At 52.1% G+C, this 24327-nt stretch carries 25 protein-coding genes; 10 read left to right on the top strand and 15 right to left on the bottom strand.

Translation table 11 applies throughout. The annotated features are described in order from the left end of the window. The first annotated feature begins 178 nt into the window (after window positions 1-178). Window positions 179-1432 (top strand): efflux RND transporter periplasmic adaptor subunit, encoded by a 1254-nt coding sequence (locus tag H8K27_RS09495; protein WP_186862936.1) that lies wholly within the window; start codon window positions 179-181, stop codon window positions 1430-1432. Next, window positions 1429-4515 carry an efflux RND transporter permease subunit gene (locus tag H8K27_RS09490; RefSeq protein WP_186862935.1) on the top strand — a complete coding sequence of 1029 codons (3087 nt, stop codon included), beginning with the start codon at window positions 1429-1431 and terminating at the stop codon, window positions 4513-4515. The genes H8K27_RS09495 and H8K27_RS09490 overlap by 4 nt, the downstream gene beginning before the upstream one ends. A gap of 131 nt (window positions 4516-4646) precedes the next feature. Here the strand turns inward: H8K27_RS09490 and H8K27_RS09485 are convergent, their stop codons facing one another. From H8K27_RS09485 to purB, 5 genes are all read right to left on the bottom strand, one after another. Further along, window positions 4647-5084 carry a MarR family winged helix-turn-helix transcriptional regulator gene (locus tag H8K27_RS09485; RefSeq protein ID WP_329604381.1) on the bottom strand — a complete coding sequence of 146 codons (438 nt, stop codon included), beginning with the start codon at window positions 5082-5084 and terminating at the stop codon, window positions 4647-4649. Window positions 5085-5202: 118 nt separating this feature from the next. Beyond that, window positions 5203-5775, bottom strand: coding sequence for a YceI family protein (locus H8K27_RS09480; RefSeq protein WP_186862934.1), 573 nt, complete (start codon window positions 5773-5775; stop codon window positions 5203-5205). Between the two features lie 31 nt (window positions 5776-5806). Next, window positions 5807-6370, bottom strand: a complete 564-nt coding sequence (locus H8K27_RS09475) for a YceI family protein (RefSeq protein WP_186862933.1) — start codon at window positions 6368-6370, stop codon at window positions 5807-5809. A gap of 15 nt (window positions 6371-6385) precedes the next feature. Then, window positions 6386-6928 carry a cytochrome b gene (locus tag H8K27_RS09470; RefSeq protein WP_186862932.1) on the bottom strand — a complete coding sequence of 181 codons (543 nt, stop codon included), beginning with the start codon at window positions 6926-6928 and terminating at the stop codon, window positions 6386-6388. A 261-nt stretch (window positions 6929-7189) separates the two neighbouring features. Continuing rightward, a complete protein-coding gene (purB, locus tag H8K27_RS09465; protein ID WP_186862931.1) occupies window positions 7190-8557 on the bottom strand; it encodes an adenylosuccinate lyase in 1368 nt (455 codons plus the stop codon). Between the two features lie 264 nt (window positions 8558-8821). On the opposite strand from purB, the gene H8K27_RS09460 reads away from it, so the two are divergent. Then, window positions 8822-9430 (top strand): glutathione S-transferase N-terminal domain-containing protein, encoded by a 609-nt coding sequence (locus H8K27_RS09460; RefSeq protein WP_186862930.1) that lies wholly within the window; start codon window positions 8822-8824, stop codon window positions 9428-9430. Between the two features lie 104 nt (window positions 9431-9534). Here the strand turns inward: H8K27_RS09460 and bfr are convergent, their stop codons facing one another. The 6 genes from bfr to asd form a co-directional block, all read right to left on the bottom strand. After that, window positions 9535-10011 carry a bacterioferritin gene (gene bfr / locus H8K27_RS09455; RefSeq protein WP_186862929.1) on the bottom strand — a complete coding sequence of 159 codons (477 nt, stop codon included), beginning with the start codon at window positions 10009-10011 and terminating at the stop codon, window positions 9535-9537. A gap of 88 nt (window positions 10012-10099) precedes the next feature. Beyond that, on the bottom strand, window positions 10100-10768 hold the full coding sequence (locus H8K27_RS09450; RefSeq protein WP_186862928.1) for an energy transducer TonB: 669 nt from the start codon (window positions 10766-10768) through the stop codon (window positions 10100-10102). Between the two features lie 11 nt (window positions 10769-10779). Then, a complete protein-coding gene (locus H8K27_RS09445; RefSeq protein ID WP_186862927.1) occupies window positions 10780-11019 on the bottom strand; it encodes a (2Fe-2S)-binding protein in 240 nt (79 codons plus the stop codon). A 16-nt stretch (window positions 11020-11035) separates the two neighbouring features. Then, a complete protein-coding gene (locus tag H8K27_RS09440; RefSeq protein WP_230419182.1) occupies window positions 11036-11362 on the bottom strand; it encodes a hypothetical protein in 327 nt (108 codons plus the stop codon). A gap of 65 nt (window positions 11363-11427) precedes the next feature. After that, the gene (hemP, locus tag H8K27_RS09435; RefSeq protein ID WP_186863114.1) at window positions 11428-11574 is read right to left on the bottom strand and encodes a hemin uptake protein HemP; all 147 of its coding nucleotides are present in this window, start codon (window positions 11572-11574) and stop codon (window positions 11428-11430) included. A gap of 290 nt (window positions 11575-11864) precedes the next feature. Beyond that, window positions 11865-12716, bottom strand: a complete 852-nt coding sequence (asd, locus tag H8K27_RS09430) for an archaetidylserine decarboxylase (protein WP_186862926.1) — start codon at window positions 12714-12716, stop codon at window positions 11865-11867. Between the two features lie 335 nt (window positions 12717-13051). Between asd and ahpC the strand changes: the two genes are divergently transcribed. Both ahpC and ahpF read left to right on the top strand, forming a co-directional pair. Then, a complete protein-coding gene (gene ahpC / locus H8K27_RS09425; protein WP_186862925.1) occupies window positions 13052-13615 on the top strand; it encodes an alkyl hydroperoxide reductase subunit C in 564 nt (187 codons plus the stop codon). Between the two features lie 135 nt (window positions 13616-13750). Then, window positions 13751-15298, top strand: a complete 1548-nt coding sequence (gene ahpF, locus H8K27_RS09420; protein ID WP_186862924.1) for an alkyl hydroperoxide reductase subunit F — start codon at window positions 13751-13753, stop codon at window positions 15296-15298. Window positions 15299-15445: 147 nt separating this feature from the next. Here ahpF and H8K27_RS09415 read toward each other — a convergent pair whose 3' ends face one another. The 3 genes from H8K27_RS09415 to H8K27_RS09405 all read right to left on the bottom strand — a co-directional run bounded on the left by H8K27_RS09415 (window position 15446) and on the right by H8K27_RS09405 (window position 18226). Continuing rightward, the gene (locus tag H8K27_RS09415; protein ID WP_186862923.1) at window positions 15446-16390 is read right to left on the bottom strand and encodes a MurR/RpiR family transcriptional regulator; all 945 of its coding nucleotides are present in this window, start codon (window positions 16388-16390) and stop codon (window positions 15446-15448) included. Between the two features lie 274 nt (window positions 16391-16664). Further along, window positions 16665-17762, bottom strand: coding sequence for a tRNA 2-thiouridine(34) synthase MnmA (gene mnmA, locus H8K27_RS09410; protein WP_186862922.1), 1098 nt, complete (start codon window positions 17760-17762; stop codon window positions 16665-16667). Further along, a complete protein-coding gene (locus tag H8K27_RS09405; RefSeq protein ID WP_186862921.1) occupies window positions 17759-18226 on the bottom strand; it encodes an NUDIX hydrolase in 468 nt (155 codons plus the stop codon). Before H8K27_RS09405 ends, mnmA begins: the two co-directional genes overlap by 4 nt. Window positions 18227-18740: 514 nt before the next feature. Between H8K27_RS09405 and H8K27_RS09400 the strand changes: the two genes are divergently transcribed. The 5 genes from H8K27_RS09400 (at window position 18741) to H8K27_RS09380 (ending at window position 23346) form a co-directional block, all read left to right on the top strand. Then, complete coding sequence (locus H8K27_RS09400; RefSeq protein ID WP_186862920.1) at window positions 18741-19856, top strand: Re/Si-specific NAD(P)(+) transhydrogenase subunit alpha; 1116 nt, start codon at window positions 18741-18743, stop codon at window positions 19854-19856. 51 nt (window positions 19857-19907) lie between these two features. Beyond that, window positions 19908-20267 carry an aspartate 1-decarboxylase gene (gene panD / locus H8K27_RS09395; RefSeq protein ID WP_186862919.1) on the top strand — a complete coding sequence of 120 codons (360 nt, stop codon included), beginning with the start codon at window positions 19908-19910 and terminating at the stop codon, window positions 20265-20267. Window positions 20268-20409: 142 nt separating this feature from the next. After that, entirely contained in the window at window positions 20410-20724 is a 315-nt protein-coding gene (locus H8K27_RS09390; RefSeq protein WP_186862918.1) for an NAD(P) transhydrogenase subunit alpha part 2, read from the top strand. Next, entirely contained in the window at window positions 20724-22169 is a 1446-nt protein-coding gene (locus tag H8K27_RS09385) for an NAD(P)(+) transhydrogenase (Re/Si-specific) subunit beta (protein ID WP_186862917.1), read from the top strand. Before H8K27_RS09390 ends, H8K27_RS09385 begins: the two co-directional genes overlap by 1 nt. A 352-nt stretch (window positions 22170-22521) precedes the next feature. Continuing rightward, entirely contained in the window at window positions 22522-23346 is an 825-nt protein-coding gene (locus tag H8K27_RS09380; RefSeq protein ID WP_186862916.1) for a tetratricopeptide repeat protein, read from the top strand. A 48-nt stretch (window positions 23347-23394) separates the two neighbouring features. Here H8K27_RS09380 and rocF read toward each other — a convergent pair whose 3' ends face one another. Continuing rightward, complete coding sequence (gene rocF / locus H8K27_RS09375; protein WP_186862915.1) at window positions 23395-24306, bottom strand: arginase; 912 nt, start codon at window positions 24304-24306, stop codon at window positions 23395-23397. Window positions 24307-24327 lie beyond the last annotated feature (21 nt).

Raw genomic sequence — 24327 nt, 5'->3', positions numbered from 1 at the left:
TCTTTGATATCGCCTTCTCGTTTTACTATCAACAGTAAATCTGGCGCAGGTATTGTGCTGTTTCAATTTCGTACTTTACGCATTGATTTGATACGTTTTCTCCGCAGTCATCCAGCAATTCCACCGAACTTTCCTGTCCTGCGCCAGTCTGAAAGCATCTGCAAAGGATAAAAACAACATGAGCCAATACAAAACACTGACTATCGTCGCCGTGATTGCCGCGCTTGCCGGCGGCACCTGGTATTTTGCCGTTCCTTCAACTCTGAACAAGGCTGACACTGGCGCATCCGCCAGTGGTGCGGCAGGAAAAAACGGGGATGCTTCGGCGCGTCCTGTCAGTGTGTCAACGGTATTGGCGCAACAGCGCGACTACCCGGTCCGGATTTCTGCCAATGGCACGGTGTCGGCTCTGAATACCGTGGATATCCGGCCGCAGGTGACCAGCACTGTCAGCAAAGTGCATATCCGCGAAGGTCAGTTTGTGAAAGCCGGTGAGTTACTGTTCACGCTGGATAGCCGCGCTGATGAGGTAAATCTGGCAAAGGCGCAGGCGCAAATGGACAAGGACCTCGCCACATTGGCCGATTATCAGCGCCAGTTGGTGCGCAGCAAAGAACTGGTGGCTAAAAAATTCGTGGCGCAGAGTGCGCTCGACACCAGCCAGGCGGCGGTAGATGCCCAGTCAGCAGTGGTGGCTTCGGATAAGGCAGCGGTGGTCGCCGCCAAAGTTGCGCTGAGCTATGACCGGATCGTGGCGCCGTCTGCCGGCCGCACCGGCATCATCAGTGTTTATCCGGGTTCGCTGGTGCAGCCAAGCGCCACCACACCGGCTCTGGTGACCATTACCCAGATTGATCCGATTGCGATCACTTTCCCCTTGCCGCAACGGAATCTGCCGGATGCGCTGGAAAGCATGCGCCGCGCTGATAGTTATGTCACGGCCAGATTACCGGACGGTGTCACACCGTTCAAAGGGAAACTGCAGTTTGTCGATAATGCGGTTGATGCAGCGTCCGGGACAGTCAAGGTCAAAGCGATTTTCGATAATAAGGAAATGAAGTTGTGGCCGGGTGCTTATGTCACCGTGGAACTCAGCGTACAGACACTCAAGGATGCTGTGGTGGTGCCGCAGGATGCGGTGATCGTCAGCGCGCGTGGCAAATCGGTTTATGCGGTCACTGCGGAAGAGAAGGCGGAACTCAGGCCGGTCGTGGTGACCCAGAGTTTCGGAACGGATGCCGTGGTGACAGGTATCGCGGCGGGTACCAGAATTGTCCTCGATGGCAAACAGAATCTGCATCCTGGCGCCGCGGTGAAAGAGCGCGACAATGACGCGAAGGACGGCGCAAAATCCGGCAAAAACCATCAGGCTGGCGGCAGCGGTCAGGAAAAATCAACAGACAAACCAGCATCGGCAGCGAGCGCATCATGAATTTATCTGAGCTGTTTATCCGCCGTCCGGTGATGACGGTGTTGCTGAATCTGTCGGTGGTGCTGGCCGGCGTACTGGCTTACCGCTTTATTCCGGTAGCGGCTTTACCAAGTTATAACACTCCCGTCATCAGCGTGAATGCCAATCTGCCGGGCGCGAGTCCCGAAACAATGGCAACATCGGTGGCGTTGCCTCTGGAAAAACAGTTTGCAACCATTCCCGGCCTGTCCGTCATCAGTTCCAGCAATACGATAGGCAATACCTCGCTGACGCTGGAATTTGACCAGAACCGGAATATTGATGTGGCCGCAGTGGATGTGCAGGCCGCCTTGCTGCGTGCGCAGCGGTCGCTGCCGGTGGATATGACTTCGCCACCTTCGTACCGGAAAGTGAATCCGGCGGATGCGCCGGTGCTGGTGCTGTCGCTGAGGTCGCCGTCGATGACCTTGTCTGAACTGACCAGTTATGCAGAACATCTGATTTCTCCCAGTTTATCCACGCTCGACGGTGTGGCTCAGGTCAATATTTACGGTATCAAGCGCTATGCCGTCCGCATCCGGGTCAAGCCGCAGGAGCTGGCGCTGCGCAATATGACGCTCGATGAGCTGGCTGCCAGCATCCGTAATGCCAATGCCAATACACCGGTCGGCACGCTCGATGGTGACAAGCAGACTCTGACAATTCTGGCGAACCGGCAGTTGCTCAATGCCAGCCAGTTTGCCGATCTGGTGGTCGGAAATAAAGGCGGACTGGTGATCCGCCTGCGCGACGTGGCGGTCGTGGAAGACAGTTATGAACAGGTCAAGTCGGCTTCGAATTACAACGGCGAAAGCTCAATCACCCTAGGCATCCAGCGTCAGACGGATGCCAACACCGTGAAGGTGGTGGACTCGATCAAAGCGGCCTTGCCGGGTTTTCAGGCGCAATTACCTGCTTCGGTCAAAATCGGGCTGGTAAATGACCGTTCTGTGTCGGTGCGTGATGCTTTGCATGACGTGAACCTGACCCTGCTGCTGACGATATTCCTGGTGGTAGTGGTGATTTTCCTGTTCCTGCGGCGTGTGACTGCGACGGTGATCCCGACCTTGTCCTTGCCGGTTTCGCTGGTCGGCGCAATCAGTCTCCTGTGGGGCTTCGGCTATACGCTGGACAACATCTCCCTGCTCGGACTGACGCTGGCGGTGGGGCTGGTGGTGGATGATGCGATCGTGATGCTGGAAAACATCATGCGGCACGTTGAAAATGGCGAGCCGCCGTTTAAAGCGGCGCTGCAGGGTTCGCGCGAGGTGGGGTTTACCATCATCTCGATTTCCACTTCGCTGGTGGCGGTCTTTATTCCGATTTTTTTCATGCCGGGGGTGATTGGCCAGCTGTTTCATGAATTTGCGGTGATCGTCAGCCTGGCGATTCTGGCGTCGGCATTCGTGTCGCTGACCTTGGTTCCGATGCTGGCGAGCCGCTTCCTGAAAAGCGAGCATGAGCTTGCCGAGCCGCCCAAATGGGCAGCATGGATACTGCATGGTTTTGAAAACGCCTTTACTGCCTCGTTGCGCGCTTATACCCGCAGCCTGGATCTGGCGCTGCGCCATCGTCGTATGGTGTTGCTGATTGCCTTGCTGACTTTTATCGCGACGGCCTATCTGTTCAAAACGATTCCAAAAGGATTCTTCCCGCAAGAAGATATCGGACAGATCAACGTCACGACGGAAGCGGCGGAAGACGTGTCTTTCCCGGCCATGCTGGTATTGCAGGACAAGGCGGCCAAAATTATCCGTGACGACCCTAACGTGCTGACCGTCGCCTCTTTCAATGGCGGCAGCGGTTCGCAGAATACGGGCCGGATGTTTGTGAATCTGAAGCCGCGTAACGAACGCAAGCCGATGAAGGATGTGGTGGATGGCTTGCGCAAGAAACTGGCGCAGGTTCCCGGGATCAATGTGTTCCTGCGTCCGACGCAGAACCTGCAGCTGGGTGGCCGTCAGAGTAAAAGCCAGTATCAGTATATTTTGCAGAGTGTCGAAGCCAGTGAGCTGAGTGACTGGGCCGGCAAATTACAGGACAAGCTGCGTAATGACAATGGCTTTAAAGATGTGACCACGGATTCTCAGCTCAAAGGCTTGCAGGCTTCGGTGGAGATTGACCGTGACCGTGCCAATACGCTCGGCGTCGGCATGGATGCCATCCGTTCGGCTTTGTACAGCGCGTTCGGTGAGCGTCAGATATCGACCATGTACACCAATGTCGACAGCTACCAGATCATCATGGAAGTCGGTCCTGAAGCGAAGGCAGACGAAAGTGCGATTGACGGTATTTATCTGCGCAGCAATACCGGCACACTGGTGCCGTTGTCGAGCGTTGCCATGGTCAGGCGCACCGTCGGCCCGACGTCGATTAATCACGTTGGACAGTTGCAGGCAGTGACGGTGTCATTCAATCTGTCGCAAGGTACAGCGCTGGGCGACGCGACCAAACGTATTGAGCAGTATCGCGACGAATTGAAAATGCCGGCATCGATTATCACGTCCTACGGCGGTGATGCGGCAGTGTTCAAGGACACGCAGTCCGGACAGGTGGTGCTGATTGTGGCCGCGTTGCTGGTGATTTATGTGCTGCTGGGTGTTTTGTATGAAAGTTATATTCATCCGATTACCATTCTGGCAGGCTTGCCGTCGGCTGCGGTGGGTGCGTTACTGACTCTGAAATGGTTTGGCGAAGATCTGACACTGATTGCAACGATCGGCATTTTGCTGCTGATCGGTATCGTGAAGAAAAACGCGATCATGATGATTGACTTCGCGCTGGACGCACAGCGCCATCACAACATGACACCGGCAGAAGCGATCCGGGAAGCATGTATCCAGCGTTTCCGGCCGATTATGATGACCACGCTGGCCGCGCTGGTCGGTGCTTTGCCGATTGCGCTGGGACTGGGGGCCGGTGCTGAATTGCGCCAGCCGCTGGGTTTGGCGGTGGTGGGCGGGCTGATTTTCTCGCAGGCGATCACGCTGTTCATTACACCGGTGATTTATCTGGCACTGGATCGTTTCAGCGGCAGCGGTCCGATAGTCGGGGATACGTTGTAAACAGATACTCCCCTGTGTTTTTAATCAAAATGCCCTGAGATCAATAAAAAATCAGGGCATTTCTACATACTGAGGGGGAGTATATATGCGGCCAGTCTGTTGGTTGCTGGCAGCCGACCGATGATCCCCCGTCAGCGCTGATCCTGCTCCAGATGTTGCTTCAGCTTGAGCAGCGCATCCTCCAGCGTCTGATAGTCATCCGCGGTATAGCTGGTGAAGCGCTGTTTTCCGTTTTCCACCACTTGTGGAAAAACTTCGGCAAAAGTCTGCTCGCCGCTGTTGCTGAGGCGCACAAACAGCTGGCGCCGGTCATCGGCACCGCGCTCGCGTTGTATCAGCCTCTTTTCTTCCAGCCGGTCCAGCACACCTGTCAGCGTGCCTTTGGTCATCAGGGTTCTTTCGCCCAGTTCTTTGCAGGTCATGCCGGGGGTGTTGCCGAGTGTGGCGATAATATCGAACTGGGAATGGGTCAGGCCAAACTGGCGAACTTTGCGGGCCGATGCCTGTTCGAATAATTGCATGCATTCCGACAGCAGGCGGATGCTGCGTAAATAACGTTTATCCATCATACGTCCATGAAAAAGCCGGTGCTGAACCATGACGGCTGCACCGGCCAGGCAAGGCGGTGATCTGCCGCAATGCGCTGCCATCAAGCATCGCTGCGGCAAATCATTGACCTGAAGTTTCTCAGTCAGCTTTGATCGCTTCTACTTCAATCGCCAGTTTGACTTCCGGTGCGAAGCCGTAAGCGATGCCATAGTTCAGGCCGAAATCGGTACGCTTGAATTCAGCAGAAGCGTCTGCGCCACAGACTTCTTTTTTCAGCATCGGATGCTGGATGCACTTGAACTTGTTGATGGTCAGAGTCAATGGATGTGTCACACCCAGCAAGGTGAATTCACCCTGAACAGCCACCGGTGTGTCGCCATTGAATTTGATCGATGTGCCTTTGTAAGTGGCGGTCGGAAATTGCGCGACATTGAACATTTCTTTGGAGCGTGCATGTTCGTTCAGTTTTTCGTGACCGAAATCGATGGAGCTGGCATCAATCGTGATATCGACGGTACCGGTTTTTGCTGCGCGGTCCAGAGTGATCTTGCCGCTGTTCTTGGTGAATTTGCCGCGCCATACGGACAGGCCCCCAAAGTGGTCTGCCTCAAAGCTTGGATAGGTGTGGCTAGGATCGACATTGTACGTATCTGCAAATGCCGGTGCTGCGCTGACGAACAAAGCGGCGATGATCATTGGATGCAATTTCATGGGATATTCCTTTTCAAATAAGGTAGGTGATTTATTGCGTGACTACGTGAAACTTGATGGTGACTTCATCGGCAACCATGCCCGTATCTTTCCATTCGCCTTCGCCAATGTTGAAAGTCAGGCGTTTAATCGGAAGGCTGCCGTCAAAAATCTGGCTGTTCCCTTCCTTTTTGACCGTCATCGGAAAGCTCACATCAGCAGTTTTACCTTTGATGGTGAGTTTGCCGTGGACGTCCAGTTTTCCGGCCGCACTTTGTTTCATACTGCTGGAAACAAAGCTGGCTTTGGGAAATTGTGCAGTGTTAAACCATTCTTTTTTCAACACTTCCTTGTTGTACTCCGGATCGCCCAGATCAAAACTGGCAAGTTCAATCTCGACACTGGCTTTCGAGGTTTCCGGTTTGGCAGCATCGTAATCGATCGCGGCGGTGAATTTCTTGAATTTCGCATCGACCGGCACATTCATTTGCTTGAAGACGATCGCAATCGTGCTCTTGGTGTTATCGAGCTTCGTCATGGCAGCCAGTGCAGGTACCGCAATGACGGCTGCCAGCAATGCTGTGGTCAATGTTCTGGAAGGCGTCGGGAATTTCATGATCGTGTGTCCTTTTTAAGTTGTCTGACCTGGCAGCATGCGGTGCAGCAAGCCGTCTTTGTCAATGATCTGATGTTTTAACACTGCAGCAACATGCAGCGAGACCAGCGCCAGCATGGCATAAGTCAGGATTTCATGCAGTTCCTTCAGCTGGGATTTGAGTTCAGGATTAGGGGCAATCGGGCTCGGTAATTCAAACAGACCCAGATACACCACCGGATAACCGGCAGCGGAAGTGTAAAAATAACCAGACAGAGGTACGGCAAACATCAGCACGTAGAGCATGCTATGCGCGCCATTCGCAGCGATGACCTGCCACGGACTCATGTGCGCAGGATAGGCCGGCGGTGTGCTGAGCAGACGATTGATGAGGCGTACGGCGACCAGCCCCAGCACGGTGATGCCTATCCATTTATGGTATGCGTAATATTGTAATTTCGTCGGGCTGATTTTCATGTCCGTCATCACTGTACCGAGAATGAAGGCGGCGATAATCAGGCCGGCGATCAGCCAGTGCAACAAAATCATCGATCCCGGAAAACGTTGTTGGGTGCGCATGCTTAATCCTGTTTAAATTGGAAATTAGTTCTAATGCGAACTAATATAGCAAAAAAAATGAAAGTCTGCAGAAAGTTTTCAGAAGTTGACAATCTTGCTTTTCTGTTCAGCAGAACCGTTTTCCGGGAATGCCTCGCCGACCAAATGCAAAGAGCATCCGTCCATCAGACAGGATGCTCTTTCAGAAGTTCAGATGCCAGCGTCAAGGCATCATGGATATTGTGGCAGACCGCCTTATGTGTACGGCGATCAGGGGAGCGCTCAGATTGCCTTCGCCAGTTTGACGGCGATGCCTGTGTAATTTGCCGGTGTCATTGCCAGCAGCAGGTCCTTTGCTTCCTGCGGAATAGCGAGCCCCTGTACAAAGTCACGCAGCGCTTCTTTCGAAATCCCTTTGCCGCGAGTCAGTTCTTTCAACTGCTCATAAGGATTTTCAATACCGTAACGGCGCATGACCGTCTGGACTGGCTCTGCCAGCACTTCCCAGGTTGCATCCAGATCGGCTGCGAGGCGTTCGGGATTGGTTTCCAGCTTGTTCAGACCACGCAGGCAGCTGTCATAAGCGAGCAGGGTGTAACCTAACGCAACGCCGATGTTACGCAACACGGTCGAATCGGTCAGGTCGCGCTGCCAGCGTGATACCGGCAATTTTTCAGACAGATGGCGCAGCAGGGAATTGGCCAGCCCCAGATTGCCTTCCGAGTTTTCAAAGTCGATCGGATTGACTTTGTGCGGCATGGTGGAGGAACCGATTTCGCCCGCCTTGGTTTTCTGTTTGAAATAGCCAACCGAGATGTAACCCCAGATGTCACGGTTCAGATCGAGCAGGATAGTGTTGACGCGGGCAAATGCATCGAACATTTCTGCCATGTAGTCGTGAGGTTCGATCTGGATGGTGTACGGGTTGTAAGTCAGGCCCAGGCGCTGCTCAATGACATTTTTGGAAAAATTTTCCCAGTCATACGATGGGTATGCCGATAAATGCGCGTTGTAATTACCGACGGCGCCATTCATCTTGCCGAGAATTTCAACTTGCTCAATGCGTTTGACCGCACGTTGCAGACGCGCGACCACATTGGCGATTTCCTTGCCCAGCGTTGTCGGGCTGGCTGGCTGACCGTGGGTACGTGACAGCATCGGTACTTCAGCATTCAGATGCGCGATTTCGGTCAGTTTGCTGATGACTTTCTGCAGTGCCGGCACCATGACCTGGTCACGCGCTGTTTTCAGCATCATGCCGTGCGAGGTGTTGTTGATGTCTTCTGAGGTACAGGCAAAGTGGATGAATTCACTGGCAGCAGTCAGTTCTGCAGAATTCGCTACTTTTTCCTTGAGCCAGTATTCGACGGCCTTGACGTCATGATTTGTGACGGCTTCGATTTCCTTAATGCGCGCGGCATCGGCTTCCGAGAACTCCGCCACCAGTTGGTCTAACAAGGCATTGGCCTGGGCAGAAAATGGTTTGATCTCATCGAAGCCAGCCTGGGACAAAGCTTGCAGCCAGGAGACTTCAACTTTGACGCGGTGATGCATGAAACCTGCTTCGGACAAGGTGGCGCGCAGCGCGTCAACTTTGGCGGCATAACGGCCATCGATCGGAGAAAGGGCGGACAGGGAGGAAAAAGCCATGATGATGAGTTCGTGAGGTAAAATGGAAAAATTATTGCGCAAAGAACAACAATTTTGCAAATTATGTCAAATCTGTGCCCAGCCTTTGAAAGCTGTTATACATTGTTGAGCAGACTTGTTTTGCGCGGGATGCGTGATTTTACCATTTGAACGAACTCAGGACCGTGTTTCTGGCTGCGCGTGTAAAGCTTGTTCACATCTGACCAGTCTCGTCCGGTCATGGCCCGATGTTATAATTTGCAGCAAATCATTTTATTGAAATTTATGAAACTCATTGGCTCTACCACCAGTCCTTACGTAAGAAAAGTCCGCGTCGTTATGGCGGAAAAAAAGCTTGACTATGCATTTCTTCAGGAAAATGTGTGGGCGGCTGACACGACGATTCAGCAGTCCAATCCTCTGGGGAAAGTGCCATGCCTGCTAATGGAAGATGGTGGCGCGATGTTCGATTCCCGCGTCATCGTTGAATACCTCGACACGCTGACTCCGGTTGGCAAGCTGATTCCCGGTCTGGGGCGCGAACGTGCCGAAGTGAAATGCTGGGAAGCGCTGGCAGATGGTTTGCTGGATGCCGCTATTCTGGTGCGCCTTGAAAAGACCTTACGGCCTGAACAACAGCAAAGCGAAGAATGGATCACACGTCAGATGGGTAAGGTTAGCGCCAGTCTGAAAGCCATGTCGGAAGGGCTGGGGGAGTCGGCCGTCTGCTGCGGCAATCATCTGACGCTGGCGGATATCAGTGTCGGCTGTGCCCTGGGCTGGCTGAATTTCCGTTTCCCCGACATCGCCTGGCGGGATGATTACCCGAATCTGGCAAAACTGTTTGATAAATTATCGGAACGTCCTTCGTTCAAAGAAACGATTCCTCAATAAGCTTATTTCGCTGATTGCAAATGTGTTCAATAAAAAAGGATGGCAATGCGCCATCCTTTTTTATTGCTGAATGTGAAGTATGACGGTTCCTGTTTTCCGGAGACTTACTCGCTGGAGGACATCTGGGACTGCAGATAATTCTGGGTGCCGACTTTTTCTATCAGTTCAATCTGGGTTTCCAGCCAGTCGATATGCTCTTCGGTATCTTCCAGAATCAATTGAAACAAGTCGCGTGACACGTAGTCGGCGCAGGCTTCAGCAGTCGCAATTCCTTCTTTGACGGTTTGCTGTGCTGCGGTTTCGAGTTTGAGGTCGCACTCCAACATTTCCAGCGTATCCTCACCGATCATGAGCTTGTGCAGAGCCTGAAGATTGGGTAGTCCGTCCAGCATCAGAATGCGGTCAATCAGCTTATCGGCGTGCTTCATTTCACCGATAGATTCTTCGTATTCCTTTTTCGCAATCTTATCGAGCCCCCAGTGTTTATACATCCGGGCATGCAGAAAATACTGGTTGATCGCACTGAGTTCATTCGTCAGTTGCGCATTGAGCAATTTGATGACTGCCGCATCGCCTTTCATTTTGCATCCTTTCATGAATGATCTGGATGCATTCATCATAGCAAGTTAGCTGGATGACAGGTATAAAAATTCTGACGGCCGACAGGTCTCAGGTATCAAGTGAAAAACTGATCGTTGCAAAAGCCATCACCGGCAAGGGTTTGCCATCTTCGACGTAAGGTTTGAATACCGCACGCATCAATGCCTGCCGGGCTGCTTCATCCAGCCGTTGCGAGCCGGATGTTTTCTGGATATCGACGCGTTCGGCGTGACCTTTTTCATTGACCAGAACAGTCAGCGTGACTTTTCCCTGTTCGCCCATGCGCTTTGCCATAGGCGGGTATTCGGCCTGCGGTGCGCGGATGTACTGTACTTCGCTGATCTGCCTGATTGCCGGAGGTGTCGGATGGGTGGCAGTGCCATGTGTTGTTTCTGTTATGGCGGGAGCTGTCGCTGGTGTAATCACGGCAATCGCAGGCGGCACGAACGTGGCTTCAGGCGCAGGCGCGATGTTGACAGGAGACGGTTCTGCGAGAACCGGATGCGAAACTGCGGGGGTAACCGGTTGAATAGCGCGTTGCGTGGCAACGGCCGCCGCCGGAGGTGGTGGCGGTGTCAGCAGCGTCATGACGATTGCTTTTGGCGCTGCCGGTGCCGTGTCCGGTAACAGGATGTGTTGCAGGGCGATAATCAGCATCAGGTGCGCTATGACAATGATGCTGAAAGGTAACAGGCGTGAGGTCCGCAGAACCGGCTGTGAACCAAATGCAAGGGGCATGGCAAACGGACTCATATGGCGACAGGATCAGGCTGGAAGTGAACTTTTTGGAGCAGACCGCGCATGCCGCTGGGTTCATGAGATGTGGCTTGCAGACATTTCTGCAGTACTTCCCGGGCGCAGCCGGCACATTTGCCGCAGCAGGTCGCAACCTGCAGATGCGTGCGCAGTTCCGACATCGTACTCATGCCCTGTTCAACAGCACGCTGGATTTTCTTATCGGAGACGTTATTGCAGACGCAGACAATCATGGAAATACCTCTGAGTTTAAGCGTTTTTCGGGTGCAGCCAGCCAAAGCGTTTAGCAGGCGCCTGGCGCGACAAATTATGGTGAATCAGGATTTCCCACTGCTCGGAGAGCTGCTGGCAGGTTGCGCGCAGAACAGGCGCCAGCTCCGGCAGATCCGACAGCACTTTCAGATGCCGTTCAATCACGGAGGCCAGTTTGATGCAGGCGCCTTCCCCATTGGTCTGGCCGGATTGCACGGTGTAATGCGACATCAGATGCAATACAGCAGAGACCAGTAATTCCGGCTGGGAGGAAGTTGCTGTCGCAGTAGCGGTATTTGAATTCAGTGATTGGTCGGTGCGCATCATATGTGTCCAAAAGTGAGAAGGGTGGGCGTTAATCCAGAATGCCGGACGGAATTACATGCATTTCATGCGGTCAGGATCAGCTTATTGAGCTGCGTGATCCGTAAACGATAAATACGTCCGCCATGATCGATTTCCAGCTCTCTGTGCCGCGGCATCAGATCGCTGCTTTTGATGCGGGGAATGGCGGGCGGTTGGCAATTGCCCGGCATCTGGTCAGCGAAGGCATCGCCGGAGGGTGTTTGAATCGCAGAGGGAATGGTTATCATAATTTTCAAATCTAAACGAGAATAATTCTTATTTAAATTATTGTTTAATTTGAGATGCATTGCAAGTTTTTTTTATCAACGATGTGATCGGAAGCAAAAATGAAGGTAAAGCCATACGGTTTGAGCGTTGCTCTTGGTTACAGCAGAAATCAGCGGCATGACTGGCCTCAATGGCAGAAATAAAAAAAAGCCCATGTATGACATGGGCTTTTTGGTGACTCCGGTAAGACAGGTCAGGATGCGGCGTAATCTGCCATGCATTCACCCAGACGAACCGGCTTTGCGGCTTGCCATGCAGGGTTAAATTGCATCGTATTATCGGGAAACAGAAGCACGACGGTGGAGCCGAGCATGAAGCGTCCCATTTCATCGCCTTTTTCGAGCCTGATATTTTGTCCGGTGTAATTCCATTCGCGGATATCACCGCTGCGCGGTGGGTTCACGGTGCCATGCCATACCGTCGCCATGCTGCCGACAATCGTGGCTCCGACCAGCACCATCACAAACGGACCACGGGCTGAATCGAAGAAACAAACTACTCTCTCATTACGGGCGAACAGACCGGGCACGCCGCGTGCTGTCGTCGGGTTGACAGAAAACAGGTCACCCGGCACGTACACCATGCGCGTGAGCGTTCCGTCACAAGGCATATGAATCCGGTGATAATCCCGCGGGCTCAGATAAATCGTGGCAAAGCAGCCGTTCTGAAAGGGCGATGCCAGTTGTTGATTACCGCCCAGCAGTGCCGTTGCTGAATAGTCATGTCCTTTTGCTTGAAAAATCTGACCTTTGGCAACCGGCCCGAACTGACTGATAGCGCCATCCACAGGGCACACCAGATCGGCATCCGCCAGCGGACGGATGCCTGCGCGCAGAGGGCGGGTAAAAAATTCATTGAAACTTCGGTAACTGCCGGGATCAGGATTCGCAGCCTCCTCCATATTCACCTGATAGCGTTGCACGAACCAGCGGATCACGCTGGTCGTCAGCTGACCTGCTCTGGCATGTGCCAGTTTCCCGGCCAGCATGGTCAATGCTTTTTTGGGGAGCAGGTATTGAGGAAGCACGGCAAGTCGGTCAGACACGATAGATTTCCTGAAGGTGAAGTGGTCGGGAATTATAACGTTGACGCGAATGAAAGCGGGTATTTTGTCCTGCCTGCGGCGCAGCCATTTTTCCTCGTCATCGCAACGAATGTCGTTCAGCTAAAAAACGGAATATGGACTATGGTGTGCCAGTCAGCCTGAAAGACGTGCGCATTGATGGGGTGACATCGCAGTTTCATCAGAATACGGTATACTAAGCTTGATAGTTAAAATTAATTGTTTTTATAAAATTAATTTACTATTTAAATGTATTAAAACGCTTTATCATTTGAACCCGTTACTTCGAACGTGTTTTAACCACAAAGGAAATCACCATGTCACTGATCAATACAACTATCAAACCATTCAAATCCACTGCTTACCACAATGGCAAATTCGTTCCGGTCGCCAATGAAGATCTGGCTGGAAAATGGTCGGTATTCGTGTTCTATCCAGCAGACTTCACATTTGTTTGCCCGACAGAACTGGGCGACCTGGCTGATCATTACGAAGAGTTCAAAAAGCTGGGCGTAGAAATCTACTCTGTTTCTACCGACACCCACTTCACACACAAAGCATGGCACGACACGTCTGACACCATCGCTAAAATCCAGTACCCGATGCTGGCCGATCCGACACTGCAGATTTCCCGTAACTTCGAAGTGCTGATCGAAGAAGAAGGTCTGGCGCTGCGCGGTACGTTCGTTGTGAATCCGGCTGGCGAAATCAAAGTCATGGAAGTGCACGACAATGGTATCGGCCGTGACGCAAAAGAACTGCTGCGTAAAGTGCAGGCAGCGCAATACGTGGCTAACCACCCAGGTGAAGTATGCCCTGCAAAATGGACACCAGGCGCAGAAACACTGACACCATCTCTGGATCTGGTCGGCAAGATCTGAGTCCTGCCTGCAGCACCGCTCCTCAGTACCGCACACAGTACCGCACATATCCCCGGCAGACAGCCTGATGACAACGTTGTCTGCCTGCAGCAGCGGCTCTGAGGAGCTTTTCATCACGAATCAGAAAGACGCATCATGTTAGACAACACACTCAAAACGCAATTAAAGTCTTACCTGGAACGCCTGACCCGGCCTGTTCAGTTAGTGGCATCGCTGGACGACAGTAAGACGTCGGGGGAAATGCAGGAACTGCTGCGTGAGATTGCTGAGTTGTCTGAAAAAATTTCCGTTGTCGAACAACGTGATGATGCAGAACGCAAACCTTCATTTGCGATCACTTCACCGGGACAGGCCATTTCCCTGCGCTTTGCAGGTATCCCGATGGGGCATGAGTTCACCTCGCTGGTACTGGCTTTGCTGCAGACCGGCGGCCATCCGCCAAAAGTTGATGCGGATGTGATTCAGCAAATACAGCAGCTCGATGGCGATTTCCATTTTGAGACTTATATTTCCCTGAGCTGCCAGAACTGCCCGGAAGTGGTTCAGTCACTCAATCTGATGGCGGTACTCAATCCGCGCATTCAATCCGTGACCATAGATGGTGCGCTGTTTCAGAGCGAAGTGGAGCAGCGCCAGATCATGGCAGTGCCGACGGTGTATCTGAATGGCCAGGTATTTGGTCAGGGACGTATGTCGGTAGAGGAAATTCTGGCCAAACTGGATACCGGCACAACCCAGCGCGCTGCGGAAAAGCTGAATGCAAAAGAGACTTACGATGTGTTGATCGTCGGCGGTGGCCCTGCCGGTGCAGCCGCAGCGATTTATGCCGCCCGCAAAGGAATACGCACCGGCGTCGTTGCAGAGCGCTTTGGCGGGCAGGTACTTGATACCATGTCGATTGAAAATTTTGTATCCGTGACGGAGACAGAAGGACCGAAGTTCGCTGCGGCGCTTGAGCAGCATGTCAAAACTTATGATGTCGATATCAATAATCTGCAACGTGCAGAAAAACTGGTGCAAAAAGACGGACTGACCGAAGTGCAGTTAGCCAGTGGCGCGACGCTCAGAGCGAAAAGCGTGATTCTGGCAACAGGTGCCCGTTGGCGTGAAGTGAATGTGCCGGGTGAAAAAGAATACCGTAACCACGGCGTGGCTTACTGTCCGCACTGCGATGGCCCCTTGTTTAAAGGCAAACGGGTTGCCGTCATTGGCGGCGGTAATTCCGGCGTGGAAGCCGCGATTGATCTGGCCGGCATTGTCAGCCATGTCACCTTGCTGGAATTCGCTGCGGAATTGCGTGCCGATGCGGTATTGCAGCGCAAATTGCACAGCCTGCCGAATGTGACTGTGATTACGCAGGCGCAGACGACAGAAATTCATGGTGATGGCCAGAAAGTGAATGGCATCAGTTATCAGGATCGCAGCAATAACAGTGTGCACCGTGTTGAACTCGAAGGTGTGTTTGTGCAGATTGGCCTGGTGCCAAATACAGAATGGCTGAAAGATACGCTGAGCCTGTCACGTCATGGCGAAATCGAAGTCAATGCGCGTGGACAGACTTCCCTGCCGGGCGTGTTTGCTGCCGGTGACGTCACGACAGTGCCGTATAAGCAGATCGTGATTGCTGTCGGCGAAGGGGCAAAAGCAGCGCTGAGTGCATTTGATTACCTGATCAGATCGTAATTTATCTATTCAACGGATCGCATGGCCCGGTCATTGCGGGCTGACTGGTCCATGCGACAGAGAGATGAAAAAAGCCTTCAGGAAATTGCTTCCCTGAAGGCTTTTTTCATACCAGTGTCTGACCGCGGTGATGCCACAGAAATCACATCAGGCCGGACGGTTATCATCGATGGATTTGATTTCCGATGTCAGGCTCTTGCGCATGCTGGCATTTGGTTCCTGATAAAGCCACGGCAGAACAAATTTGGTCATTTCCGATGCAGCATGAACCGGTGCTTTTGCCTGATGCGCGACTGCGCTGCAGATAGCTTCGATCAGACACAGTGCCGCACCTTCCGAATTCGGCGAAAAATGGCGGCGGGTCTGCGCGTACAGCGTAATGTCTGCCAGCGCCGCCAGTGGCGAACTGGGCGCATCCGTCAGTGCCAGTACCGGAACATTTTTTTCTCCGACCTGGCGCAGGATCGTTACGACATCTTCCGCATAGCGGGGAAAGGAAATGCCGATCACCAGATCACGTTCGGTATATTTGAACAGCTGGCGGGCTACGGCAGAAGGGCCGCCGGTGCCGATGGTGGATTGCACCGTATTACAAAACGGATCGAGACTGTGCGCCATTAAGCCGCCCAGATAAGCGCTTGCACCGTATCCGACAACATAAATCCGTTCTGCATTCAGAATCATTTTAACTGCCTGATTGCATAATTCCGGATCGAGTCCGCGGCGTGTGGCTTCCAGATTGGCAAGGTCTTCGTTCAGTGAACCGGCGATGATTTCCGTGCTGGTGGCGGGCCGCTGCACTTCACTGCGCAAATTATCAATTGGCGCCAGCATGGCCTCGAATCCGCAAACCAGTTCGGCGCGGAATTGCGGATAACCTTCAAATCCCAGCGCCCGCGCAAACCGGTTGGCGGTGGCGACAGAAATTCCCACCGCATTGGCTAATTCATCAATGGACATGGTGGCCGACCGGAATACATTGGAGAGCACATAGTCAGCCGCTTTTTTGTGGGCTTTGGACAGACTCATATAAACCTTGCCAATACGTGCATTGACAGTGCCGCCGAGGGCTTGCATATCAGGATGATTCATGATGGGCTGGCGATTCCGGTGAAATGGGAATGTAAATATAATTTCATAAATTTTAAATGTAAAGCAATAAAACGTATCAAATAGCAGCAGAGGCAAGGCTTTTCGTCATGTATGGTTACACCAAGGCAGCTGAAGATTGCTCTGAATGTTTAAAAATAGATAAATAATATTCGGCAATCACCTTTTTCTGGGTGATCTGTGCTGGCGGGATGCAGAGATGGCAGTGATGCAGCGAAATGCTGCCCCGGCCATGACTGGTGCGGGGCAGACGGGCTTATGGATGTGCGGAATGGATGATGCCGCCACCGAGGCAGATATCGCCATCATATAAAACGGCGGATTGTCCGGGTGTGACTGCCCATTGCGGGTCTGGGAATTGCAGCGAAAAATGCTCGTTGTTGCCAGCGAAGTTGCAGGCGACATCAGGCTGACGATAACGCGTCTTGGCGGATAATGCCGTTTGCTCCGGAGCGTGTCCGGCGATCCAGCTGACTTGCGTGGCGTCCAGTGCCGCCGACAGCAACCAGGGATGGTCATGGCCCTGCACTACATACAAAGTGTTATTGGCCACATCTTTGCGCGCCACATACCATGCATCGCTGCTGCCATCTTGATTCTGGTGCGATTTGATCCCGCCAATACCGATGCCCTTGCGCTGACCCAGCGTATAAAAACTCAGGCCGACATGCTGACCGATGACTTCGCCTTCAGCAGTTTTAATGTCGCCAGGTTGGTAGGACAGGTAGCGATTTAAAAATTCCCGGAACGGACGCTCGCCAATAAAACAGATGCCGGTCGAATCTTTTTTCTTGGCATTCGGCAGCTGCAGTTGCTCGGCAATTTTCCGGACTTCGGTTTTATGAATTTCACCGAGCGGGAACAAGGTATTCGCCAGTTGCTTCTGATTCAGCCGGTGCAGAAAATAACTTTGGTCCTTGCTCGCGTCCAGCGCTTTCAATAACTGAAATTCACCATGCATTTCGCGCACGCGCGCATAGTGGCCGGTTGCGATATAGTCCGCTCCCAGTTTCATCGCATGGTCGAGAAATGCCTTGAATTTGATTTCGGCATTGCACAGGACATCCGGATTGGGTGTGCGTCCGGCCTGATATTCACGCAAAAACTCAGCAAATACGCGGTCTTTGTATTCGCTGGCGAAATTGACGGCTTCAATATCCACGCCGACCACATCGGCGACGCTGACCGCATCGATCCAGTCTTCGCGGGTTGAGCAATATTCGGAATCGTCGTCGTCCTCCCAGTTTTTCATGAAAAGACCAATGACTTCGTAGCCCTGTTCTTTGAGCAGCCAGGCGGAAACGGAGGAATCCACGCCGCCGGACATACCAATCACAACTTTTTTCTTGCTCATAAGGCGCTCGGATGGGTAAACAGCAGGGAAAGCGGCGCGCGCTTACCCCGCAGATAATCGTCAATACATTGCAGCACCAGCGGACTGCGATGAAGGTGTTCGCTGTGCAGAATGTCGTTATAGCTCATCCAGATCGTGCGCAGTATGCCGGTATCGAGCGGACGGTCATATTGCTGACCCAGCTCGCCGGTAAAGGCAAAGCGCAGATAAGTCACCTGCTCACCGGTGGGCGATACATAGCGTGACAGATAAGTCCCGATCAGCGCGGTAGGCGTGAAATCGTGCGCGGTTTCTTCCAGCGTTTCCCGGATAACCGCCTGTTCGAGTGATTCGCCCGAATCCAGATGACCGGCAGGCTGGTTGATGCGGATGCCTTCCGGCGTTTCTTCTTCCACCATCAGAAAACGTTTATTGGATTCGATGACAGCGGCGACAGTGACAGATGGTTTCCAGATAGCAGACATAACTTTTCTCAATGAGGGTGACATTTTACTTTGCCGTCAGAATTTATGTGGCAATCCAGCAAATCTGAAAGCGAATTAGCTAATGCAGAATTGATCTAATGGCGGCTTCGCCACCCGGATTTTTGGTCGGAATTTTGAAATTACCAATTCAAATCGGTAATAGGAATTTTTAAGTGATTGTTTTTAAAGATAAAAATAAATTCTCATGAAAATATCCGGTAATTGGGAATTCTATATTTTTATCAAAATAATACAGAAAATAATAAAAAACGAACGGTTGTGCTAAAAAACATTTTCCGTGTAATATCGTTGTCGAATATTAAATGTAAGCTTCAGGTAAGCATTTGGCCTCTGTGACTGCAATGTGTGGGCATAAACCCCTGTGAGGCAGGACAGACAGGTCGCAGTTAAGCACGTCATCTGACAGAAACATCTTGTGTTGCCGTACTGCATGCGATGTAAAGACGGGTGCGTGTGATGAACGATTTTATTCACTTAATCAGGGAGCAAATCTATGAAAATCGGCATTCCCGCCGAGACTCGGCCCGGGGAGACGCGCGTTGCGGCAACTCCGGAAACCATCAAGAAGTACATTGCTGCAAAACATCAGGTGATTGTGCAGTCTGGTGCTGGTGTGGCCTCGAGTATCACGGATGAAGCTTATCTGGCAGCCGGCGCACAGCTGGGTTCGGCTGCCGACGCATTCGGTGCCGAACTGGTGCTGAAGGTGCGGGCTCCTGATGCAGGCGAGCGGGCTTTGATCAAGTCCGGCACCGTCCTGATCGGTATGCTGAATCCCTTTGATGCAGAAAATATTGCCGCCATGGCGGCACATGGTCTGAGTGCCTTTGCACTGGAAGCTGCGCCGCGGATCACCCGTGCGCAGTCTATGGATGTATTGTCTTCTCAGGCGAATATTGCCGGATATAAAGCCGTGATGCTGGCAGCGAACACTTATCAGCGTTTCATGCCGATGCTGATGACTGCCGCAGGAACTGTCAAGGCTGCCCGGGTGCTGATTATGGGCGTCGGAGTTGCAGGCCTGCAGGCGATCGCGACGGCAAAGCGTCTCGGTGCTGTGATTGAAGCTTCCGATGTCCGTCCACCGGTGAAAGAACAGGTCGAATCCCTGGGCGCAAAGTTTATTGACGTTCCTTATGAAACCGATGAGGAGCGCGAGATTGCGCAAGGAACCGGGGGGTATGCACGTCCTATGCCTGCAGCATGGATGCAGCGTCAGGCTGCGCTGGTGCATGAGCGTGCGAAACAGGCCGACATCATCATCACCACAGCGCTGATTCCCGGTCGTCAAGCGCCGGTGCTGATTTCGGAAGAAACTGTCAAGGCAATGAAGCCGGGTTCTGTGATTGTCGATATGGCGGTAGAGCAGGGTGGAAACTGTCCTTTATCCGAACTCGGGAAGACAGTCACTAAACATGGTGTACATATCATCGGCGAGCCGAACCTGGCGACACTGGTGGCGGCAGATGCTTCCGCGCTGTACGCCCGCAACGTGCTGGATTTCCTGAAGCTGATTATCGATAAGGATGCGCAGCTTGCGATCAACCGCGAGGATGAGATTGTCGCAGCCACTTTGCTGTGTGCCGGCGGCGAAGTGTTGAAGAAGTAATTTGAGAAACAATCAGTATTTGAGTAACAGGTATCAGAAAGCAGAAACACCATGCAAAGAAATATGCTCCGCGCCAAAATTCATCGCGCCACTGTGACCCAGTGCGATCTCCACTATGAAGGTTCCTGTGGTATCGATGAAGATCTGCTCGACGCTGCGAATATCATCGAGAACGAACAGATCGAGCTGTACAACGTCAATAACGGCGAGCGCTTTTCCACCTATGCCATCAAAGGCAAACGTGGCAGCGGCGAAATCTCATTAAATGGCGCCGCAGCCCGCCGTGTACAGCTGGGAGACCTGATGATCATTTGTACCTACGCCCCGATGACGGAACAGGAAGCCAGCGGGTACAAGCCGAAAGTGGTTTTTGTTAACGCAAAAAACCAGATCACCGGTCTGAAGGAGTAATTGAAGCGCATATGCAGCCGCTTTCCGCTGAATCTCACTGCCGCCATCTGAAGTAAAACTGCGATGGAAGTGAGACATCATGTCGGGCGTGCTGCATCTGAACTGATTTGCATGTCTTAATCCAAAAAACAGAGAGGACACCATGGAAGTTAGTCATACCCTTACCAATCTCATCATCTTTGTGCTCGCCATTTATGTGGGCTATCACGTGGTGTGGACGGTCACTCCGGCATTGCATACGCCTTTGATGGCGGTCACCAATGCTATTTCCGCCATCATCATTGTCGGCGCCATGCTGGCTGCCGGTCTGACGGAAGGCTTGCTGGCGCAGGTTATGGGAACCGTTGCCGTGGCATTGGCTGCGGTTAACGTTTTCGGCGGATTTCTGGTGACCCAGAGGATGCTGGAAATGTTCAAGAAAAAAGAGAACAAAACAAACGCGAGGGAGAGCAAATAATGAGCATGAATCTCGTTACGATGCTGTATCTGATCGCATCGGTCTGCTTTATTCAGGCATTGAAAGGTTTGTCCCACCCATCGACGGCGCGTCGCGGCAATGCATTTGGCATGGCGGGTATGGCGGTGGCGGTATTCACCACGGTGGCACTGATCGTCAAACTTAAAAACGAAGCGGCTGGCAGCGGTCTGGGTTACGGTTTGCTGGCGCTGGGAGTGATTGTTGGCGGCGGTATTGGTGCAACGCTGGCGAAACGGGTCGAAATGACCAAAATGCCTGAACTGGTTGCTGCGATGCACTCATTGATCGGTCTGGCTGCCGTCTGTATTGCCGTTTCGGTTGTGGCCGAGCCGTGGATTTTTAATATCACTGCACGTGATGCCGCCATTCCGTTCGGCAATCGCCTGGAATTATTTATCGGTACATTTGTCGGTGCGATTACTTTTTCGGGTTCCGTGATCGCTTTTGGTAAGTTGTCCGGAAAATATAAATTCCGTTTATTCCAGGGCGCGCCGGTCAGCTTTACCGGCCAGCATATGCTGAACCTGCTGCTGGCAGTAGCGATGATCGGTTTCGGCCTGATTTTTTGCTTCGCACCCGGCGCCCAGCCGGCATGGATACCTTACCTGCTGATGACTGCTATCGCTTTTGTATTGGGGGTGCTGATCATCATTCCTATCGGTGGTGCTGATATGCCGGTCGTGGTCTCGATGCTGAACAGCTATTCAGGCTGGGCTGCTGCCGGAATTGGCTTTTCGCTCAATAATTCGATGCTGATTATTGCGGGCTCACTGGTAGGGTCTTCCGGCGCCATCCTGTCTTACATCATGTGTAAGGCAATGAATCGTTCCTTCTTTAACGTGATTCTCGGAGGTTTCGGTGGTGAGGCAGCGGCAGCATCTGCTGGCACACAGGTACAGCGGAACGTGAAATCCGGTTCTCCGGACGATGTGGCCTTCTTACTGGGCAATGCAGAAACCGTGATTATCGTTCCGGGCTATGGACTGGCGGTCGCTCGTGCCCAGCACGCGCTGAAAGAGCTGACTGAAAAGCTGACGCACAAAGGCATTACCGTCAAATATGCGATTCATCCGGTGGCTGGCCGTATGCCGGGGCACATGAACGTGTTGCTGGCCGAAGCTGAAGTTCCGTACGACCAGGTGTTTGAGATGGAAGACATCAACAGTGAATTCGGACAGGCTGACGTGGTTCTTGTATTGGGCGCAAATGATGTGGTCAATCCTGCTGCCAAAGATCCGAAATCACCGATTGCCGGTATGCCGATTCTGGAAGCTTACAAGGCAAAAACGGTAATCGTGAACAAACGCTCTATGGCTTCCGGTTATGCCGGACTGGACAATGAACTGTTCTACATGGACAAAACCATGATGGTATTTGGCGATGCCAAAAAAGTCATTGAAGATATGGTAAAAGCGGTCGAGTAATCCGCGTACCCGCTTCTTTTTCCTTCAAAAACCTCCTGTATTCGCAGGAGGTTTTTTTATGAATGAAAATTTGTATGCAGTCAATCAACCGGCAGTACGTCTCAACAGAAGTCAGTCGCCAAATTTTGGTGCATTAAAGGCATTCAATTTTTCCAATTAATGAAATATTGTACTAATATATTAATACATCCATGTTAGTTCAACGTAACTGAGAAGTGCAGAAAACGCATCGTCAGTTGATCGCATAGTTATCTGGGTATTCTGAAAAATTTTCTTGAGTCTCATTTATGACGCTGTTTGAATTCATGGATCATAAAAATCACAGTACTTCATTTCAATCGGGGGAAGTTGTATGAAACGATGGATCAGTATTATCTTCTTATCGAGTATTGCAGGCTTGGCTTTTGCGAATGATTTGACAGAAGCCGCCAGGCTGGCGGATAAAAAGGATTTTGGACATGCGATTCCGATTTACAACAAGCTGGCACAGAATGGGAATGCGGACGCTCAGGAAGCTCTGGGAGAGCTTTACTGGTATGGCGATGGTGTGAAAAGAGATGAACAGATTGCAGAAAAATATTTCCGGCAGTCTGCCATGGGAGGAAATGTCAAAGGTAGAGAATTTCTGAAATTAATTGCTGACCGTGCAGCCAATCGGGAGAAAATTTTATACTACACCAGCCAATTTGACGGCAAAGAGGTGCAATTGAGTGCATTTCAGTGCGGTACGCCAGTGATTCCTGAAGTGTCTAAAACCAATGAGGAAATTAAAAAAGTACAGAATGAATTTTCGGCCTGGACAAAGTGTTATAACCGGTTCGCTGAAAATCTGACGAATTCTTTACCGGCTGGAAAAGTCATTCCTAAAGATATTGAACGTCTTATGAACGAGGATGAAATGGATGCGGCGACAGAGCGTATGGATAAAGCTTATGCCTCTGCTGCAAGTGACGCAAAGAATACGCTGGATGAAATGTTGCAGCGTCAGAAACAATGGAAAATAGCCACAGAAGATTTTATCGTGGCAAACAATAAAGCAGTTGAGAAGAAAATTGCTTTTCAGCAGGAACAGGACAAACAAAATCAGCAAAATCTGATGAGCGCGAAAACAACCGGCATGGGCCCTCCGAATATGGGGGGGCAGACCAATGGTACGCCATCCGGAGGGAAAAAATAAGCAACATGCTACAAAAAAGCCGCTGTATCAGCGGCTTTTTTGTACAGATCACATTCTGACCAGCGTGGATTTTCCAAACAGGCTTTCAATCAGGTCAACCGCCAGGAGAGCCGTCTGGTTGCGGACGTCCAGCGCCGGATTCAGTTCCACCACATCGAGCGATGCCAGCAATCCGGTATCGGCAATCATTTCCATGCAGAGCTGTGCTTCGCGGTAGGTCGGGCCGCCTAATACAGCCGTACCGACACCCGGAGCGATGCCGGGGTCCAGGCAATCCATATCGAAACTGACATGAAGGTGCGTGTCAGAATCTAACCCGGCGAGCACCGAACTCATGACATTGCGCATGCCGTATTCATCGATATAGCGCATGTCGAAAACCTGCATACCCATATCGTGGATGAATTTTTTCTCTCCGGCATCCACACTGCGGATACCGATCAGCCGTATGTCCGCGGGCTGTATAGCCGGGGTGACGCCCGAATAAGCGATCAGTTCTTTGGGGCCGTGTCCCATCAGGCAGGCGACAGGCATACCGTGAATGTTACCGGTCGGGCTGATGGTGGACAGATTGCTGTCGGCATGTGCGTCAAACCATAAAACGCGTAATTTTTTTCCGGCCCGGCGGCAGTGTGCCGCTACTGCGCTGATTGAGCCGATAGCCAGGCAGTGATCGCCACCCAGCATCATCGGGAAATGGCCATTCAGCAAGGCTTCACTGACTGCATCATAAACTGCCTGATTCCAGTCGATGGCTTGTGTCAGATGGCGCAGGCCATTCACTGGCTGCTCCCAGGGATTGGCCGGGCCATGCAGGTTGCCGTGGTCAATGACGCTGAGCTGACGCGCTTCCAGCGCCTCATTCAGTCCTGCTACCCGCAGAGCATCAGGCCCCATGCCTGCACCTCTGACGCTGGCGCCGACATCTGTTGGCGCCCCGATGATGGAAATAGTTTTCATTCTTATGATGATGGGTCGTGA

The organism is Cognatundibacterium griseum (genome assembly GCF_014284195.1).
Lineage (GTDB): Bacteria > Pseudomonadota > Gammaproteobacteria > Burkholderiales > Burkholderiaceae_D > Undibacterium > Undibacterium griseum.
The sequence above is the reverse complement of the archived record's forward strand: the minus strand, read 5'-3'. Positions and strand labels throughout refer to the sequence as shown.

Coding starts and splice junctions, on each gene's coding strand:
- ahpF (WP_186862924.1), top strand. CDS start 13,751: ATGTTAGACAACACACTCAAAACGCAATTAAAGTCTTACCTGGAACGC.
- H8K27_RS09480 (WP_186862934.1), bottom strand. CDS start 5,775: ATGAAATTGCATCCAATGATCATCGCCGCTTTGTTCGTCAGCGCAGCA.
- H8K27_RS09385 (WP_186862917.1), top strand. CDS start 20,724: ATGAGCATGAATCTCGTTACGATGCTGTATCTGATCGCATCGGTCTGC.
- H8K27_RS09380 (WP_186862916.1), top strand. CDS start 22,522: ATGAAACGATGGATCAGTATTATCTTCTTATCGAGTATTGCAGGCTTG.
- hemP (WP_186863114.1), bottom strand. CDS start 11,574: ATGCCGGGCAATTGCCAACCGCCCGCCATTCCCCGCATCAAAAGCAGC.
- H8K27_RS09495 (WP_186862936.1), top strand. CDS start 179: ATGAGCCAATACAAAACACTGACTATCGTCGCCGTGATTGCCGCGCTT.
- H8K27_RS09490 (WP_186862935.1), top strand. CDS start 1,429: ATGAATTTATCTGAGCTGTTTATCCGCCGTCCGGTGATGACGGTGTTG.
- purB (WP_186862931.1), bottom strand. CDS start 8,557: ATGGCTTTTTCCTCCCTGTCCGCCCTTTCTCCGATCGATGGCCGTTAT.
- H8K27_RS09445 (WP_186862927.1), bottom strand. CDS start 11,019: ATGATTGTCTGCGTCTGCAATAACGTCTCCGATAAGAAAATCCAGCGT.
- H8K27_RS09405 (WP_186862921.1), bottom strand. CDS start 18,226: ATGTCTGCTATCTGGAAACCATCTGTCACTGTCGCCGCTGTCATCGAA.
- H8K27_RS09400 (WP_186862920.1), top strand. CDS start 18,741: ATGAAAATCGGCATTCCCGCCGAGACTCGGCCCGGGGAGACGCGCGTT.
- bfr (WP_186862929.1), bottom strand. CDS start 10,011: ATGAAAGGCGATGCGGCAGTCATCAAATTGCTCAATGCGCAACTGACG.
- panD (WP_186862919.1), top strand. CDS start 19,908: ATGCAAAGAAATATGCTCCGCGCCAAAATTCATCGCGCCACTGTGACC.
- ahpC (WP_186862925.1), top strand. CDS start 13,052: ATGTCACTGATCAATACAACTATCAAACCATTCAAATCCACTGCTTAC.
- H8K27_RS09485 (WP_329604381.1), bottom strand. CDS start 5,084: ATGATGGATAAACGTTATTTACGCAGCATCCGCCTGCTGTCGGAATGC.
- H8K27_RS09470 (WP_186862932.1), bottom strand. CDS start 6,928: ATGCGCACCCAACAACGTTTTCCGGGATCGATGATTTTGTTGCACTGG.
- H8K27_RS09440 (WP_230419182.1), bottom strand. CDS start 11,362: ATGCGCACCGACCAATCACTGAATTCAAATACCGCTACTGCGACAGCA.
- rocF (WP_186862915.1), bottom strand. CDS start 24,306: ATGAAAACTATTTCCATCATCGGGGCGCCAACAGATGTCGGCGCCAGC.
- H8K27_RS09415 (WP_186862923.1), bottom strand. CDS start 16,390: ATGAATCATCCTGATATGCAAGCCCTCGGCGGCACTGTCAATGCACGT.
- H8K27_RS09460 (WP_186862930.1), top strand. CDS start 8,822: ATGAAACTCATTGGCTCTACCACCAGTCCTTACGTAAGAAAAGTCCGC.
- H8K27_RS09475 (WP_186862933.1), bottom strand. CDS start 6,370: ATGAAATTCCCGACGCCTTCCAGAACATTGACCACAGCATTGCTGGCA.
- H8K27_RS09450 (WP_186862928.1), bottom strand. CDS start 10,768: ATGCCCCTTGCATTTGGTTCACAGCCGGTTCTGCGGACCTCACGCCTG.
- H8K27_RS09390 (WP_186862918.1), top strand. CDS start 20,410: ATGGAAGTTAGTCATACCCTTACCAATCTCATCATCTTTGTGCTCGCC.
- mnmA (WP_186862922.1), bottom strand. CDS start 17,762: ATGAGCAAGAAAAAAGTTGTGATTGGTATGTCCGGCGGCGTGGATTCC.